Below are 17,446 nucleotides of genomic sequence, written 5' to 3' on the forward strand. Positions count from 1 at the left end.
CTCATGCAAGAAGCGTGCCGGGGGGTGGCCGGCCGGGCGCGAATCGCGGAGGCAACGTATTTCTTACCCGGACACGAAAAATATTCCCTCGTTTTCCCAGGGAGTGCCTGTACCGGGCACGGCACGTGCTGAGCGGCGCGTCGAAGCGGAGTCGCGCGGGTTAGCCGTGCGGGCGTGTCGTCGGGCATACTGCGCCCAGCGCCCGAGCGAGCGCGGGCCTGGGCCGTATGTGTGTGTGAGGCTGAATGTTCACCAAACAAGATAGAGTGCGCAATCCCTGGGCCGAAACCCGTGCCCGGCTTGAGGACGAGCGGGTGATGCTGCAGCGCATTGCCGACGGCATGCCCCTGGCCGAGGTGATGGCTTACGTACTGCGAGCCGTGGAGCAGCAATCAGGTGTGGATTTGCGCACGTCCATCATGTCTTTCGACCAAGAGTGCGGACGACTGCGGCACCTGGTGGCGCCCAGCCTGCCTGCCGACTTCCTGGCCGCAATCGACGGAGTGCCCATCGGGCCGACCACGGCGTCGTGGGGGGCGGCCGCGTATCTGGATACCCCCATCTACGTCGGCAACATCGCCAACCACCCCAACTGGGAACCCTGGCGCGATCAGGCCCTGGCGCATGGCCTGCGGGCCTGCTGGGCGACCCCTATCAAGGGCACGGACGGCAAGCTGCTCGGGGTGTTTTCCAATTACTACGGCGTCGAGCACATGCCGACACCGCAGGATATCGACGCCATGGCCGTGGTGGCGCGTACGGCGGCGCTCGCGATCGAGCGCCATCGTACCGAGCAGGCGCTGCGTGAAAGCAGCGAGCGCTGGCGCGGCATGTTCCAGCGCATGCGTGAAGGTTTCTTCCTCAGCGAAGCCATGCGGGGCGAAGACGGCCGGATCGTCGACTTCCGGTTCCTGGAAGTGAATCCTGCCTTTGAGCGGCAGAGTGGGCTGCAGGCGGGAGACACCCTGGGGCATTCCCTGCGCGAGATGATCCCGGGGGTGCCCGACATGATCATGGAAACCTTCGCCAACGTCGTCGAGACAGGCGCGTCGACGCAGTTTGAACTGGCCGCGCCGCACCAGGGGCGAAACGCCTGGTACGAGGCGCACGTTCACAAGGAAGGGCCGGAACGCATTACTGTGCTGGTGTTCGACATCACCGCCCGAAAGGCCGCCGAGGACGAACTGTGGGCCGGCCAGCATCGCAAGAATTTTCTGCTGTCGCTCGTGGATCAGATGCGAGAGATTCATCAGCAGTCGGATATTGAACATGTCGCCTGCGAGGCTCTGGGCCGGCACCTGAGCCTCAGCGTGGTTGCCGTGCTCGAGTACGGAGCCGGAGGCGCGCTCTCGCGGACGGCGATGCACTGGATGTCCGACCAGGCGCAGGCCGAGGGCGAGACATTCACTGCCGAGCAGATCAATCCCGAGTGCGCGCAGGCTTATGAGAGCGGCCGCACGGCGTACCTGCCGCCGTTGCTGGCCAACGCCGCCGGCGACGCCACGCCGATGGCCATTGCCATCCCCCTGCGTCGTTGGGGCTGGCCTTCAGGTGTGCTGTACGTGCGTCCGCATCGCGACAACCCCCTCAAGGGACCCGACATCGCCTTTGTGGAGGAAGTGGCCGAACGCTTGTGCGACGCCATCGAGCGCTCGCAGTACGCGCGAGTACTCGAACAGCGTGTGGAATCGGCCATAGCCGAGCGCGACCGGATATGGCGCCTGTCTCCGGAGCTGCTGGCGGTGGCCAATGAGCGGGGGCGCTTCGTGAGCGTGAATCCCGCGGTGCGCATGATTCTGGGCTGGACACCGGAACAATTTCTGGGAATGTCGCTGGAAGACCTGGTGCACGGTGACGACCTGCCGGGCTTCAGGAAAAGTCTGTCGCTGCCGGCAGATCAGGGCCAGAAGGCGCGCCACATTGAGTGCCGCCTGCTTAACAAGCGCGGAACGTTCAGCTGGATAGCCTGGACCGTTTCCTGGGCGCACGACAACTTCTACCTCGTTGGCCGCGATGACACCGACTTCAAGCTGCAGGCCGAACAGTTGCGCCAGGCGCAAGCCGCCTTGCTGCAGGCTCAGAAAATGGAAGCAGTGGGCCGCCTCACCGGCGGTATTGCCCACGACTTCAATAATATGCTTCAGGGGATCAGCGGCGCGCTTTACCTGATTCAGCGCAAGTTCGAAGCTGGCAAATACCAAGAGGCCAGCCGCTTCGTGAACACCGCCATGGATTCGACCAGCCGGGCGGCTCGGCTGACGCAGCGTTTGCTGAGCTTTTCACGGCGGCAGCCGCTGGACCCGAAGCCGCTCGATCTGGCCATCACCCTGGCGTCGATGGAAGACCTGTTCCGGCGTTACACGGGCGAAGGCATCACGCTGAGCTGCCGTTCGCAACCCGACCTGCACATCGTCAAGTGCGACGCCAACCAGTTCGAAAGCGCGCTGCTCAATCTGGTGATCAACGCCTGCGACGCCATGCCCGACGGCGGGCATCTGACAGTGGAAGCCCGCAACAATCGGCTCGATGCCGATTTTCTGCGCCAGCATCCCGACGTCGAGCCGGGCGAGTTTATCGAAGTGCATGTGCAGGACCAGGGCTGCGGCATGTCGCCCGAGGTGCTGGCGCGCGCGTTCGAGCCGTTTTTTACCACCAAGCCCTTGGGTGAGGGCACGGGCCTGGGGCTTTCGATGATCTACGGATTCGCGCGCCAGGCGGGCGGGCTGATCACCATGGAAAGCACCGAAGGCAAAGGGACCTCGGTACGCCTGTATCTGCCTCGCCATGCGGGTGAGGCGTCCGACCAGGTGCAGGTTGCCGGCCAGGACGCTGCCGATGCCGGATTCCTCCCGGCGGGGGCCGTGATCGTTCTTGTCGAGGACGACACCAATGTCCGCGAAATGGTTCGCGAGAGCCTTTCCAGTCTGCGGGTGCAGGTTCTGGCCGCCGCCGACGGCGAAGCGGGCGCGCGACTGCTGGCCGACGCGGCGCGGGTCGACCTGTTGTTGACCGATGTCGGCCTGCCGGGACTGAACGGGCGCCAGCTGGCGGACATTGCCCGCGAATCCCATCCGGGGCTGAACGTGTTGTTCATGACCGGATATGCCGAAAACGTCGTCGATGGCAGCGAATTCCAAGGCGAGGGCCTGGAAGTCATCCTCAAGCCGTTCTCATTGGGCGAAATGCTGCGGCGCGTGCGCCGTCTGCTCGCGAAGAATCAGACTGCCAGCCCGGCCGCACGGCTGGGCCCGTCGGCATCAGCCCAACCGGATTCCGACGGGGCCGCTGCACAGTAAGGCGCTTAGCTCGAGGTAGCCATGCGCATCGGCGCGCTGTACGGCGCCCGTGCGCACGTCGCGCCAGGCTAGGCGCGCCAGGCCCGCGGGCAGACGCAGCCGCGTGTCGTCCCAGAAGCCGGGGCCCGCGCCCGGCTCCGCCAGTTTCAGCGTGCACAGCCGCGGCACCACCACCAGCAGATGATGTTCCCCGTGGCTGCGCGCGAACGCAACCACGTGGACGGCCTGCGTGCCATGCACCGAGAGCGGCAGATAGCTGCCGTGATCGAATAGCAGGGTATGCGCGGCGCGCAGTTGCAGCAGACAGTGAATCAGGCGTTGTTTGACGGTACCATCCGGCCAACCCGGGCCGCCGGCGATTTCGAACTGGCTGGCTGCGGACGTATTGCTCAGCGCAGCCGCTCGCGCGGCATGATCGACGGGTCGCCGGTTATCTGGATCCACCAGGCTGAAGTCCCAGAATTCGGTGCCCTGGTACAGGTCGGGCATTCCGGGCACCGTCATCCGCAGCGTGGTCTGCACCAGGCTGTTCACCATGCCGGCGGGTGTGATGCGTCCGGCAAAATCGGCAATCTGCTCGAGCGGGGCCGCACCGGAGTCGGCCGGTTCGCGCAGGCGATCCAGATAGGCGCCGTACGCGGCCTCGTACGCTTCATCCGGTTCAGTCCAGCTGGAATGCCGCTTGGCCTCGCGCACGGCCTTGATCTGCCACGCCCGCACCCTTTCCAGGAATGCCTCCACGCCCGAGGCATCATCGGCCTGCAGCCCCGGCGGCCAGGCACCGACTAAAGTTTGCAGCAGCATGTAGCGGTCGGCCGTCGCGGGCGCCGAGTCATCCGCTCCCAGCCATTGTTGCGCATGCCGCAGCCACTCCAGCGGCATCTCGGAAAGGACGGCCAGCCGGGCTCGCACGTCTTCGCCCCGCTTGTGGTCGTGCGTGGCCGTGGCCAGCATGGCGGACGGGAAACGCCGGGCACGGGCGGCGCAGGCGCGATGGAAGTCAGCGGTGGACAACGCAAACTGTTCGGGAGACGCTCCCACCTCGTTGCGCGAGAGCAGGGGGCCGTAGCGGTAGAAAAGTGTGTCTTCCAGTGCCTTGGCGGCGAGCGGCGGGGTCAGTTGCTGAAACCGGCGAACCGCCAGCTCTGCCGCACCCGGCCCCGCCTCCCCGGACAGCCAATGGTCGATCTGGCGCAGCAGTTCCAGGTCGGCTCGCGTCAGGGTAGGTCCGGACAGATGCTGCGCCCGGGTGGCGGCAGCCTGGCAGTAAGTCTGATCCGCCGCGCTGCGCCCGGCAGGCCCGGCATAGCTGCGGTACACCGGGAATGCTGCCAGCATCCGCGTCAGCACGCGGTCGATCGCGTCCTCGCTCCAGTCCCGCGTGTCGAGATCTTGCCGTGCCACCTGCAGCAGCGCGCGCGCGAGCGCTCGCCGTTCGGCAGCGAAGTGGCGAGAAAGCATGCGCAGGCGCGCGGCTTCCAGTTGCTGGCCGACGCGGCGTGAATCCCCGGTCAATACTTGCCATGCCTGGACCAGCACCGAGGCCGCGGCGGGGTCGTGCAGCAGCGCGCCCACCTGGTCCATGAAGTCGTATCCGGTGGTTCCGTCGATGTCCCAGCGCTCGTCGAGCGCCTCGCCGGCACCCAGGATTTTCTCGACGATGAGGTAAGGGTCGCGCGGCAGGTCGGCGGCCAGCCGCGCCTGGCCCCGGGATCGCAGGGCCGCGCGCAGTTGCCCGCAGTATCCGATGGGGTCGGCGAGACCGTCTACGTGGTCGATGCGGACGCCGTCGATCAGTCCGTCGGCATACAGCTGAAGCGTCAGCTCGTGCACCGCGTCGAAGACTTCGGCGCGTTCGACCCGGACCCCGACGAGAGAGGAGACTTCGAAAAAACGCCGCCAGTTGATCTGGTCTGCGGCCGTGCGCCACCATGCCAGACGGTAGTGCTGCTGCTCCAGCAGTCTGTGCAGGCGTTCGCGGCCTTCGGGGGAACCCGGATCGTGGGAGTCGCGCGGCACCCCGGGCGCCGACTGCGCGGGCTGGGTGCCCTCGGCGAGCGGCAGGCGTGCACCTCCGGTCTCGATGACATACTCGCTGGTGTCCGGGTCGTAGACCAGGCGGATATCCCCGTTGCGCAGGCAGGCGCCGTAGGCCTGGCCCAGTTGGGGAAGCAGCAGCTTGCCGTGCAGGGCTGGATCGGCCGGCTGCCAGTCGATGTCGAACCAGTCGGCGTAGCGGCTATCGGGGCCGTGGGCGAGCACGTCGTTCCACCACGGATTGGACGTGTGCGCGGCCATGTGGTTGGGCACGATGTCGACGATCAAGCCCATCTGGTGCGCGCGCAGGTCGCTCACCAGGCGTCGCAGCGCATCGATGCCGCCCAGCTCGGGATTGACCTGCCGGTGGTCCGCCACATCGTAGCCGTGGGTGGAGCCGGGGCAGGCCGTGGTAACAGGTGAAAGGTATAAATGGCTGATGCCGAGCTGCGCATAATAAGGCACTTGCGCGCGTGCGTCGTGGAGGGTGAATGCGGCGTGCAGCTGCAGGCGTACAGTGGCGCGCGGCGTCATGATCTGCTCCGTGTGGCCTTGATGGTTTCGATGCGGGCCAGCAGCCGAGGCTCCTGCAGCAAGCCCTGTTTGACGGCAGGCAGACGCTGACGCCAGTTGGGGTGCTCGCGGATCGTGCCGGGAAGATTGGGCTGGTCGGCCAGCGCGGCCAGGTCCTCGAGCGGAGCCAGCATCAGCGGGGCGGGGCTGGCCCCCACCAGGCCCAGCATGGCTGCCACCGGCGCGTCATCCGGCGCTTCGCCGGCGCGCGCCAGCCCGGCGGCGCGCAGGGCCTCCCACATGGCCGAGCGGCGATTGTGCACGGCGGCCTCGGCGGCCGCTGCGCCAACGTCACGATGCAAGCGGTCCCGCCACTGCAGGTCTCGGCCTTCCCACCAGCCGCGCAGCGTGGGCAAGTCGTGGGTATCCGGCATGGCCAGCGCATGGTCGGGCCATGCCGCCGGCGGCAGAAACCCCGGCTGGGATTCGGCAGACGCGCCCTCGGGCAAGGATTCGGTCTGGAACCACAATACGCTGGTACCCAATACGCCATGGGCCGCAAGTTCATCGTTGAAGCCTTCGGGTACCGTACCGAGGTTCTCGCCGACCACCAATGCACGATGCCGCCATGACTCCAGCGCCACCAGCCGCAGCATGTCGCGCAGGGGGTACCGCAGGTAGGCGCCGTCGGCGGCCGTCGCGCCGTCCGGCACGACCCAGAGCCTGGCAAGTCCCAGCACATGGTCTACGCGCATGCCGCCCGTGTCGGCCAATACGGCTCGCAGCAATTCGATGAAGGCTCCGTAGCCGTGCTGCTGCAAGGCCCTCGGTGAAAACGCCGCCAGGCCCCATTGCTGGCCAGCCGGATTGAATATGTCGGGCGGCGCGCCAATGGCCAGGCCCTCGATGATGTCAGCCTGACGGCTCCAGGCGTGGCTGCCGCGCGGGTCGGTGCCCACGGCCAGGTCGGCGATCAGGCCCACCCGCATGCCGGCCTTGCGGGCATCGGCCTGGACTCGCGACAGACTGGCGCGAGCCAGCCACTGCGCGAAAATATGAAAACCCACTTCACGTTCGTGCGCGGCACCGAATCCATGGGTGCGCGGCGAGCGCGGATCACGCAAGGCGTCCGGCCAGTGTCGCCAGTCATTGCCATGTCGCGCATGCAGCACTTCGAACACGGCGTGGCTCTGCAAGGCATCGCCGCCGGCCTGGCGAAAATTTGCATAGGCATCGCGCAACGGGACAGGCGCGTGGTCGAAGCCATCGTAGAGCTTGCGCAGCAAGGCCAGCCGCAAACGGCCGGCTGCGTCCCAATCGATCAGCGAGGCCTTTTCCAGCGAAGCGCGGCGCGCATCGCGATCCACGGCCGCCAGCGCCGCGCTGACTTCGTCGTTGCTGAATACCGCGCAGGGGTCGGCATACAGAACATTGAGGAACAGGCGGCTGGAAGGCGAGTAGGGGCTGCACGACGCGGGCTCGGCGCTGAACATGGCATGCACGGGACTGATGCCCAGGGCATCGGCGCCCAGCCGCGCGGCCTGCACCGCAAGCTCGCGCAGTGCGCCGAAGTCACCGTAACCGGCCGCGCACGGATGGTCGGAGTCACTGCGTCGCAAGCTGTAGATCTGAGCAGCCATGCCCCAGGCGCGCGGCGGATCATGCTGGAGCAGTTGTGCCGGCGTCGGACACCGTGCCGGCGCGATGGCCAGGCGCGACGGCTGGCCATCGAGTTCCAGCGTGTGGTAGCCAGGACAGTCGGGAACGTCCATCAGTACCTCCCGGTCGTCCCCGCCTGCCTGTCCTTCGATCTGGTCGCCGTTTTCGCAGTGGATGACATAGCGGCGCGCACGCGCGCCTGGCAGTCGCAAGGTTTCGCCTGCAGCGGCGATGGTCAGGGACGGCGGGCCGGCCGCCTCCTGCCGCACGGCGTCCAGGCTTTCGCGAATCTGCGCGGACGTCGTCGCAGGCATCCCCATCGCCTGCAGCACGGTCCGCAGCGTATCGTCGGACACCGTTTGCGGCCCGCCGCGCGCATCCACCCAATCGACCGCAATACCCGCCGCCGCGGCGAGTTCGGCCAAGGGAGCATTCTCGCGAAGGGCGGCAGTCATGGCGATTCCTCGAGCAGCCACAGGGTGCAATGCGGGGGCACGCATCCCTTCATGAGCGCATCGCAGGCGCCCGCGCAACTCTGGAAGAGCAAGATCGCGTCTTCTCCGGGCGGAGACAGGTGGGGAACGACGACTTCGTTTGCGCCCAGGTTGGCGTACAGCGACAGGCGCGCGCCGTCACCCATGCGCCAGTGAGCCGCGACAGCCCAGGATCCGAGCGGGAACGCTCCCTCGCTGCGGGCGCCCGCAAGACGCGGCGCAATCATGCGTTGGCGCACTGCCAGCAAGGCCTGGTAGTAGTCGAACCAATGCTGGGCCTCGGGATCGTCGGGCCACGGATGGCTGGCCATGTAGGTCGAAGGGGCGTTCGGATCGGGCAGCGGGTCGGCGTTGCCCTGGCCAGCCTGGGCCGCAAGGTCGAATTCGCGCTGGCGGCCTTCTCGCACGGCCTGGGCCAGGGCCGCGTCGCTGTAGTCGGTAAAGTACAGGAATGGTGCTGACGACCCGCATTCTTCGCCCATGAAGATCAACGGTATCTGCGGTGCCAGCAACTGCAGCGCCACGGCCGCGCGCAGGGCGTCGGGCCGCCCGCCTACCAGGGTGCGCAAACGCTCGCCGAATGCCCGGTTGCCAGTCTGGTCATGGTTCTGCAGGAAGAGGACGAAAGCCGTCGGCCGCAGGTCTGCGCTGGGCTCGCCGCGCTTGCGCTGCGGGTCCCGCACGGTAGGTTGTCCCTGATAGACAAAACCTTCGGCCAGGCAGCGCGCCAGCAGGTCCGCCGGCTCGCGGGCATAGTCAACGTAGTAGCCATGGGTCTCGCCGGTCAGCAGGTGATGCAGCACATGGTGGCCGTCGTCGTTCCATTGGGCATCGAAGCCCTCGGTGAGCAGCGAGGCCCGATTGTCATCGTTTTCCAGTACCAGATGGATATGCCGCGAAGCGGGAATGCGACTGCGCACGTAGTGCGCCAGCCGAGGCAGCCACTCGGGATTGGCGATGGCATGAACGGCATCGAACCGCAGGCCGTCGAAACGGTACTCGGTCAGCCAGTAAAGTGCGTTTTCTTCGAAGTACCGGCAGACCTGGGGCCGCCGGAAGTCGATGGCGGGGCCCCATGGCGTCTGGATATCGTCGCGAAAGAATTCCTCCGCATACTGCGACAGGTAATTGCCGTCAGGCCCGAAATGGTTGTATACGACATCCAGCATGACGCAGATGCCCAAACCGTGCGCGGCGTCGATGAGCGCTTTCAGCTGATTCGGCGTGCCATAGCTGCGGTCGGGCGCATAGGGCAGTACCCCGTCATACCCCCAGTTTCGTTGCCCGGCAAAATCCGCGATGGGCATCAGCTCAAGCACGGTTACGCCCAGGGCGGCGAGTTGCGGCAGGCGCTGCTGGAGTCCCGCGAAGCCGCCGCCCAGGCCGGGATGGGCCTCATAGATCACGGCTTGTTCCCAAGGCCGGCCCACCCAGTCCGGATGCGACCACGCATAGCCGCCCTGGCCAGTGACGACGCTGTCCCCATGCACGTCGTCGGCCTGAAGCCGTGAGGCGGGGTCGGGCACCGTGCGATGCGCGTCGAGCCGATACCGGTAACGCGCGCCCGGCGCGCAAGCCACCCGGGCCTCAGCCCATCCTTCAGCATCGACCTCGAGCGCTATGGGCGCCAGGCCCTCGATCTCGAGTGCGAGGGTAGGCGGGGCCGAGGGCGCCCATAGTCGAAAGCGCGTCGTTCCGTCGGGCATGGAATGCGCGCCGAATTGGGGCAGGGCATCTTCGGCCAGGTTCCGGGCACCAGCGGGCCGGGCATCCGGCGCGGTGTGGGTGGGTCGGGAGTTCATGACGCGCTCCGCTTCTCGCTGGCACCGAGTACGACGACACTATGTCCGACCACCTCGACGGTCTCGCCCTCGAGGTGGCGCGCGGCCTGTCCGGGCTGGGCACTGTCGATCTCGAGCGTCCAACGCAGAGCCGGGGCGGGCAGCTGGAAGCTCACTGCGTCATTGCCCGCGTTCATCAGCAACAGGGTGATGTCGGCGGTCGATTCGCTTGCGGCGGCGGCGCGGCGCATGGCCAGCGTGCGCCTCCCCGGGTCTTCCCATGCCGGCGGGTCCATGGGCTGGCCGGATTCGGTGAACCAGGACAGCGAGGCGACGCCAGGAACCACTTCCTGGCTTGCGTCGCCGTACCGCGCCGTGCGCAGGCTGGCGTGGGCCCGTCGTAGGGCGGCCACGCGCGAGGCGTAACTGGCCAGTCCGGCACCCGGATCCTGCTCGAGATCGTCCCAGTTCAGCCAGCTGATCGGCCCATCCTGGCAATAGGCATTGTTGTTTCCGTCCTGGCTGTTGCCAAACTCATCGCCCGCCAGCAGCATCGGGGTGCCATCGGCCAGCAGCACGGTGGCCAGCATGGCGCGCTGAACCCGGCGCCTCAGGCTTTCGATATCGGCGTCATCGGTGGGCCCTTCATGGCCCCAGTTCGCGCTGAAATTCTCGGAGTGCCCGTCGTTGCCATTCTCGCCATTGGCTTCGTTATGGCTGGACTCGTAGCTGACGATGTCGCGCAGCGTGAACCCATCGTGGGAAGCAATAAAATTGACGCTGGCCCACGGGTGCCGGTGGCGCCGGTCGAACAGGTCACGCGAGCCGGCCAGCCGTGCGGCAAGGTCGCCGATCATTCCATCGTCGCCGCGCCAGTAGCGGCGTACCGTGTCGCGGAAACGATCGTTCCACTCGGAGAAGCCGGGCGGATGCTGGCCCAGTTGATACCCGTCCGGCCCGATATCCCAGGGCTCGGAGATCAGCTTCAGCCGCGAAAGCTGCGGGTCCTGCAGAATGGCGTCGAAGAATCCGGAGCCCGGGTCGAAGCCGGTTCCTTCGCGGCCCAGCGTCACGCCCAGATCGAAGCGGAACCCATCCACCTGGTAGGCGGTGGCCCAGTGGCGCAGCGAGTCCATCACCATCTGCAGGACCCGCGGGTGCGACACGTTGAGCGTGTTGCCGCATCCCGTGTCGTTGACGTAGTACCGTTCCTGCCCGGGAATGAGGCGGTAATAACTGGCATTGTCGAGCCCGCGCCACGACAGCGTCGGACCCAGTTCGCTGCCTTCGCAGGTATGGTTGTAAACCACATCCAGGATGACTTCGATGCCGGCCGCATGCAGGCGCCGGATGGCCTGCTTGAGTTCGTTGGGCCCGCCGTGGGGCACGTAGGCCGGTTCCGGCGCGAAGAACGACAGCGTGCTGTAGCCCCAGTAGTTGCGCAGCCCGCGCTCGAGCAGGAAGCGGTCTTGCAGGAAGGCATGCACCGGCAGCAGCTCGATGGCTGTCACGCCCAGCTTGTGCAGATGATCGACAAATCGGGGGTCGGCCAGTGCGCTCGCCGTGCCGCGCAACGGGGCGCGCAGGTCTTCGCGCTGCATGGTGGCGCCGCGCAGATGCACTTCGTAGATCACAGTGTCGTTCCACGCGGTGCCGGGCGGGGAACTGCGCCCCCAGTCGAAATAATCGTCCACCACCACGCCCTTGGGCATTGCTACCGCGCTGTCGCGGCGGTCCATGCTCAGGTCGGCCTTGGCATGCTGCAGGCGGTACCCGAACAGCGCGTCCGACCAGCGCACGGGACCTGTCAGCCTGCGCGCATAAGGATCCAGCAGCAGTTTGTGCGGATTGAAGCGATGGCCGTTGGCGGGGTCGTAGGGGCCGTGGGCGCGGTAACCGTACACCAGGCCGGCCTGGGCGTCGGGAAGGTAGCCATGCCAGACCTCATCGGTGCATTCGGGCAGCGTTAGCCGGCACAGCTCTTTGCGCCCCTGCTCGTCGAACAGGCACAACTCGATGCGTGTCGCATTGGCCGAAAATACAGCGAAATTGATACCGAGGCCGTCACTCGTCGCGCCCAGGGGGTAGGGCGAGCCGGCGCTCAAGCGATACTGCGTGGAATTGGCCATGATCATCCTTCATGTCTGAGCAGCAGCGTCGACAGCGGCGGAAGCGTCAACGATATTGATTGCGCCTGCCCGTGGGCGGGCGTTTCGTGGGTCTCGACGAGAATGGGCCCGGCCATTCCGGTGCCGCCATAGGCGGCATCGTCGGTATTGAGGCGGGCGCGCCAGCGTCCGGCCGTGGGCACGCCTATCCGGTAGTCATGGCGGGCCACCGGCGTGAAGTTGCAGATCGCCAGCACCTGGTGTTGACCGTCGGTGCGCAAGAAGGCCAGCACGCTGTTGGCCTCGTCGTCGCCCACCATCCAGGCGAACCCCGAGGGATCCGCATCGCGGCGATGCATCTCCGGCAACTCGGTATAGATGCGGTTCAGGTCCGCCACCAGCCGCTGCACGCCTCGGCGCGCAGGGTCATCAAGCAGGCCCCAGTCGATCGGCGTATCGTGATCCCACTCTTTTTCCTGGGCGATTTCGCTGCCCATGAACACCAGTTTCTTGCCCGGATGTGCCCACATATAGCCGTAGTACATGCGCAGGTGTGCCAGCCGGTCGACGTCGCCCCCAGGCATCTTGCCCAGCAGCGATCCCTTTCCGTGCACCACTTCGTCATGCGAAAGCGGAAGGATGTAGCGCTCGGAATACGCATACATCATGCCGAACGTCACGTCGTGATGATGAAAACGGCGGTGCACGGGATCGTGGTGCATGTAGCGCAGGGTGTCGTGCATCCAGCCCATGTTCCACTTGTAGTCGAAGCCCAATCCTCCGTCTGTCACGGGTGCGGTCACCCCCGGCCATGCTGTGGATTCTTCGGCCACGGTGATGGCGCCCGGGCATTCGCACGCAACGACCGTATTGAGTTCTCGCAGGAACTCCACCGACTCGAGGTTCTCCCGGCCGCCGTAGCGGTTGGGGATCCATTCGCCAGGCCCGCGGCTATAGTCCCGATACAGCATGGAAGCCACGGCATCGACACGCAGACCGTCGATGTGGAAGTCGCGCAACCAATGCAGAGCGCTGGCGATCATGAACGCCTTCACCTCGTTGCGTCCCAGGTTGTACACCAGGGTGTTCCAGTCCGGATGAAAGCCTTCGCGCGGGTCGGCGTATTCATACAGAGCGGTGCCATCGAAGCGCGCCAGCCCGTGGGCGTCATTGGGAAAGTGCGCGGGCACCCAGTCCAGAATCACACCCAGGCCGGCGGCATGGCATTGGTCGATGAAGCGGGCGAAATCCGCGGGGCTTCCATACCGGGCGCTGGGCGCAAACATGCCCAGCGGCTGATAGCCCCACGATCCGCCGAACGGGTGCTCCATGATGGGCATCACTTCGATGTGGGTGAACCCCAGCGCCCTGGCATAGGCAGGCAGGCGGTCGGCCAGGCGGTCCCATAGTGGCCCCGGCCCGGACTCGCCCAGCCAGGAGCCCACATGCAGCTCGTAGATGGACAGTGGCGCGTCGGGACGCTGCCGCGCAGCGCGCCCCTCCATCCAGGCCGCATCATTCCAGTTGTACTCAACGGAATCCGGGACCACCGACGCCGTGGCGGGCGGCGCTTCCGTCTGCCTCGCCATGGGATCGGCGCGCAATGTCGTCACGCCATCGGAACCCCAGATCTGGTATTTGTACCGGCTTTGCGCCCCGACGCCCGGGATGAAAATCTCCCAGACGCCGGCGGTGTGGCGCAGGCGCATCCCGTGGCGCAGTCCGTTCCATCCATTGAAATCGCCTACGACGGCGACGCGCCTGGCGTTCGGCGCCCATACGGCGAACCGCACGCCGCGCACGCCGTCGACCTCGCAGTGGCGAGGGCCCAGCAATTGGCCTGCATAAAGCCAGGAGCCCTGCGCCAGCATGGCGAGGTGTTCGTCGTCGAGCAACGGACCGAATGAATACGGGTCATGCAGCTCTTCGATGCCCTCGGGCCAATTGACCCGCAGTCTGTACGAGGGGCGCGCGCCCGCCGGGCAATGGGCGGTGATGTCGGCGACATAGAGTCCGTCGCCGACGGGCGGCAGAACCAACGAGGCGCCGTCGCCGAACAGGGCTTCGACGCCGGTCGAGCCTGGCAGCAGCGCACGCAGGACATTTCGGCCGTCCTCCATGTGTGGCCCCAGCACGCCGAACGTGTCCGCATATTCACCTGCCAGCAGGGCCGCCTGCACCGAAGGTGCCAGGCCAGGTCGATCGGTCTTCGCCGTCTTGCTCATGAACGGTGCTCCTCATTGTCGATGGCGCTTGCCATCAATTCCCCGCGGGCCAGTTCCGCCAGGCCGCACAGCGGTATGGCAACCCAGTCTGGCCGGTACCGGGCCTCGTAGCACACTTCATAGGCGGCCTTTTCGATCAGCGCCGCCTGAAGCAGCGCTCGTTCGCGCTCCGGAGGCAAGCTCAGCGCGGGTGCCGCCGCGGCCCGGTAGCTCTGCAGGAAAGCCTGACTGGCGCGCGTGCGGAAGTGCGCGAGCAGGGTGGTGCGCCGGTCCTGCAGGCTTTCACCCGCCGACCCCGAGTCGATGTCGGCGGCCACGGCGCCGGGCAGCTCGGCCCGGCCGGCTGTCGCGGCGGCGTAATCGAAGGAACGCAACATGCCCGCCACATCCTTCAGCGCGCAACTGAGCGTGCGCCGCTCGGCAAGCGGGCGGGCGGGCTCGCCTTCGAAATCGATAAGATAAGCATCGGTCTGCGCCAGCAGCACCTGGCCGAGGTGGAAATCCCCGTGAATACGTATTTGCGCCGCCCCGACCTCGGCCTGCGCCAGGGTGGCCAACTGGCGTGACAGCCGGTCGCGGTGCTCACGCAGCCAGATGACGCAGGCGCGCGTGGTGGCGTCGAGCGTATCTTCGATCTGCGACAGCAGACCGAGGGCGCGATCCAGCATTTCGACGATAGCTTCGGTGCGCGCCCGGGCGTCTTCTTCATCCGCAGGCTTGGGGTTGAAGGCGGGGTCATCGACCGGTTGAGCGAGCGCATTGTGCAGCTCGGCCAGGCGGCGCCCGATCGTCCCGGCCACGGTGGCGTAGCCGGCAAGCATCTCGTCGAATTCATCCACGGTTGCGTTGCGCGCCAGGGCGTCATCCAGGACGCGCTTGAGGTAATCCATGGTCCAGGTCCAGGCGTCGCCCTCGTGAACGAGGTATGCATGCAGCAAAGCCAGGGTCCGCATCGAGCCATCGGCGTCGCGCCGGGCGACTTCGCCGAGCAGCGCAGGCGTGTTGGCGTAGCCTGCCTGAGTCAGCCGACGGGACATCTCCACTTCGGGTGAGATTCCCGATTCGATGCGGCGCACGATCTTCAGAATGGCCTGGTCGCCGACGGTGACCGAGGTGTTGCTCTGTTCTCCGCCATGCCAGCGCAGCGGCACGTCGTCTGGAAGGTCAAGGCTGCGCAGTCCGGCCTCGGGCAGGAAGCAGATCGAAGCGTCGGAGCCCGTCTGCGTGGGGTGTTCGGCGCCCGCCTGCAGGGCGGACAGCAGGGTGCGGACATAACCTTCATGGCGCGACGCATCGGTGAGCACGCCCAGGTCGGCGCCGCGGCGCATGCGGGCCAGGACGTAGTCTTGCGGACCGGCTGGCCGCCAGCTTGCCGCCAACGGCACATGCATGCGTATGCGGGCGTCGCCCGTACCCGTCTCGACCTCGGTGACCAGGTATTTCTCCATCTTTGCCGGCCAGCGTGGCCATCTCCGCCAACCTTGCGGCGCCGACGCGGTGCTCGGCCGGGAACCAGCGCTGTCGCTGCAGGAACTCCGGCAGCACATCATGTTCGAAAGCGCGCCGTGACGACTCGGTGAGCGTGAAGCTGCCGCGGCCCCGCAGGACCAGCGTGTGCTGGTCGGACATCTGCTCGGGCGCCTGCGTGTGCCATGCCGGCGAAGCATGGTCGGTGCTCAGGTCGAACCAGTAAAAGCCATACGGTGGCAGCGTCAGCAGATAAGGCAGCGTACCGATGTCGGGGAATGGGCTGTCGCCCAGCATTTCTACCGGTACCTTGCCGGCGAATTCAGCCAGGTCGAGTTCAACCGGCTGTGCGGCGCTCGACAGGTTCGCCACGCACAGTATGGTGCAGTCGGCTTCCTGGCGCAGATAGGCCAGGATCTTGCGGTTGCCCGGATACAGAAAGCGCAGCGTCCCCCGCCCGAACACCCGGGACTGCCGCCGTTTGGCAACCATGCGCCGGGTCCAGTTGAGCAGCGAATGCGGATCGCGCTGCTGGGCTTCGACGTTGACGGCCTCGTAGCCATAGAGGGGGCCCATCAGTACCGGCAGCGGCAGTCGTTCGGGGTCCGCACGCGAGAAGCCGCCATTGCGGTCGGGCGACCATTGCATGGGCGTGCGCACGCCGTCGCGGTCGCCGAGGTGTATGTTGTCGCCCATGCCAAGTTCGTCACCGTAGTAGAGCACCGGGGTTCCAGGCATGGACAGCAGCAGGCTGTTCATCAATTCGATACGGCGGCGGTCACGTTCAAGCAACGGCGCCAGACGGCGGCGTATACCCAGGTTGATGCGCGCCCGCTGGTCGGCCGCGTACACATTCCACAAGTAATCGCGTTCTTCGCTGGTGACCATTTCGAGCGTTAACTCGTCATGATTGCGCAGGAAAATCGCCCATTGGCATGCAGGCGGAATTTCGGGGGTCTGGCGGATGATGTCGGTGATGGGAAAGCGGTCCTCCTGCGCGATCGCCATGTACATGCGCGGCATCAGCGGGAAGTGGAAAGACATGTGGCATTCATCGCCGTTGCCGAAGTATTCCTGGGCGTCCTCGGGCCATTGGTTCGCCTCGGCCAGCAGCATGCGGCCCGGGTATTCGGCGTCGATTACCGAGCGTATCCGGCGCAGCACCGCATGCGTTTCGGGCAGGTTTTCGTTGTTGGTCCCTTCGCGTTCCATCAGGTACGGCACGGCGTCGAGCCGCAGGCCGTCCACGCCCATGTCCAGCCAGTAGCGCATGACGGCGAGGATTTCCTTCAGCACCTGCGGGTTGTCGTAGTTCAGGTCCGGCTGGTGAGAATAGAAGCGATGCCAGTAGTAGGCACCGGCTTCAGGGTCGCGCGTCCAGTTGGATTTCTCGGTGTCGCAGAAGATGATGCGCGTGCCTGCGTACGCCTGATCGTTGTCTGACCATACGTAGTAGTTGCGCGCCGCGCTCCCCGGGCGGGCCCTGCGCGCACGCTGGAACCAGGGGTGCTGGTCGGAGGTATGGTTGACCACCAGTTCGGTGATGACCCGCAGGCCGCGGGCATGGGCCGCCCGTATGAAACGGCGCGCATCGGCGATCGTGCCGTAGTCGGGATGCACATCGCGGTAATCGGCGATATCGTATCCGTCATCGCGCCGCGGCGAAGGGTAGAAGGGCAGCAGCCAGATCGTGTCTACGCCCAGGCTGGCAATGTAGTCCAGCTTGGCGGTCAGGCCTTCGAAATCGCCGATGCCGTCATTATTGCCATCGAAGAATGAGCGGATATGCAACTGATAGATGACCGCGTCCTTGTACCAAAGGGGCGTCTCGTCATGCGGGGGCAGGGCAGATGATGCTGATGACAT

At 66.2% G+C, this 17,446-nt stretch carries 6 protein-coding genes and 1 pseudogene; 1 reads left to right on the forward strand and 6 read right to left on the reverse strand.

Translation table 11 applies throughout. The features are described 5' to 3' along the window. Window positions 1-245 precede the first annotated feature (245 nt). Window positions 246-3,296 carry a PAS domain S-box protein gene (locus ACV17W_RS02650; protein WP_462594916.1) on the forward strand — a complete coding sequence of 1,017 codons (3,051 nt, stop codon included), beginning with the start codon at window positions 246-248 and terminating at the stop codon, window positions 3,294-3,296. Here ACV17W_RS02650 and treY read toward each other — a convergent pair. The 6 genes and pseudogenes from treY to treS all read right to left on the reverse strand — a co-directional run bounded on the left by treY (window position 3,258) and on the right by treS (window position 17,446). Continuing rightward, window positions 3,258-5,867 (reverse strand): malto-oligosyltrehalose synthase, encoded by a 2,610-nt coding sequence (treY, locus tag ACV17W_RS02655; RefSeq protein WP_462594917.1) that lies wholly within the window; start codon window positions 5,865-5,867, stop codon window positions 3,258-3,260. The two genes, ACV17W_RS02650 and treY, sit on opposite strands and share 39 nt — an antisense overlap. Continuing rightward, a complete protein-coding gene (malQ, locus tag ACV17W_RS02660; protein WP_462594918.1) occupies window positions 5,864-7,960 on the reverse strand; it encodes a 4-alpha-glucanotransferase in 2,097 nt (698 codons plus the stop codon). Before malQ ends, treY begins: the two co-directional genes overlap by 4 nt. Next, window positions 7,957-9,705: a malto-oligosyltrehalose trehalohydrolase gene (gene treZ, locus ACV17W_RS02665; protein ID WP_462596436.1), complete on the reverse strand. Its 1,749-nt coding sequence runs from the start codon at window positions 9,703-9,705 to the stop codon at window positions 7,957-7,959. Before treZ ends, malQ begins: the two co-directional genes overlap by 4 nt. 92 nt (window positions 9,706-9,797) lie before the next feature. Next, the gene (gene glgX / locus ACV17W_RS02670) at window positions 9,798-11,915 is read right to left on the reverse strand and encodes a glycogen debranching protein GlgX (protein ID WP_462594919.1); all 2,118 of its coding nucleotides are present in this window, start codon (window positions 11,913-11,915) and stop codon (window positions 9,798-9,800) included. After that, window positions 11,912-14,113 (reverse strand): 1,4-alpha-glucan branching protein GlgB, encoded by a 2,202-nt coding sequence (gene glgB / locus ACV17W_RS02675; RefSeq protein WP_462594920.1) that lies wholly within the window; start codon window positions 14,111-14,113, stop codon window positions 11,912-11,914. The genes glgX and glgB overlap by 4 nt, the downstream gene beginning before the upstream one ends. Continuing rightward, window positions 14,110-17,446: pseudogene (gene treS, locus ACV17W_RS02680) on the reverse strand (maltose alpha-D-glucosyltransferase). Before treS ends, glgB begins: the two are co-directional and overlap by 4 nt.

Source organism: Bordetella sp. MIP270_01_BMS (assembly GCF_054958705.1).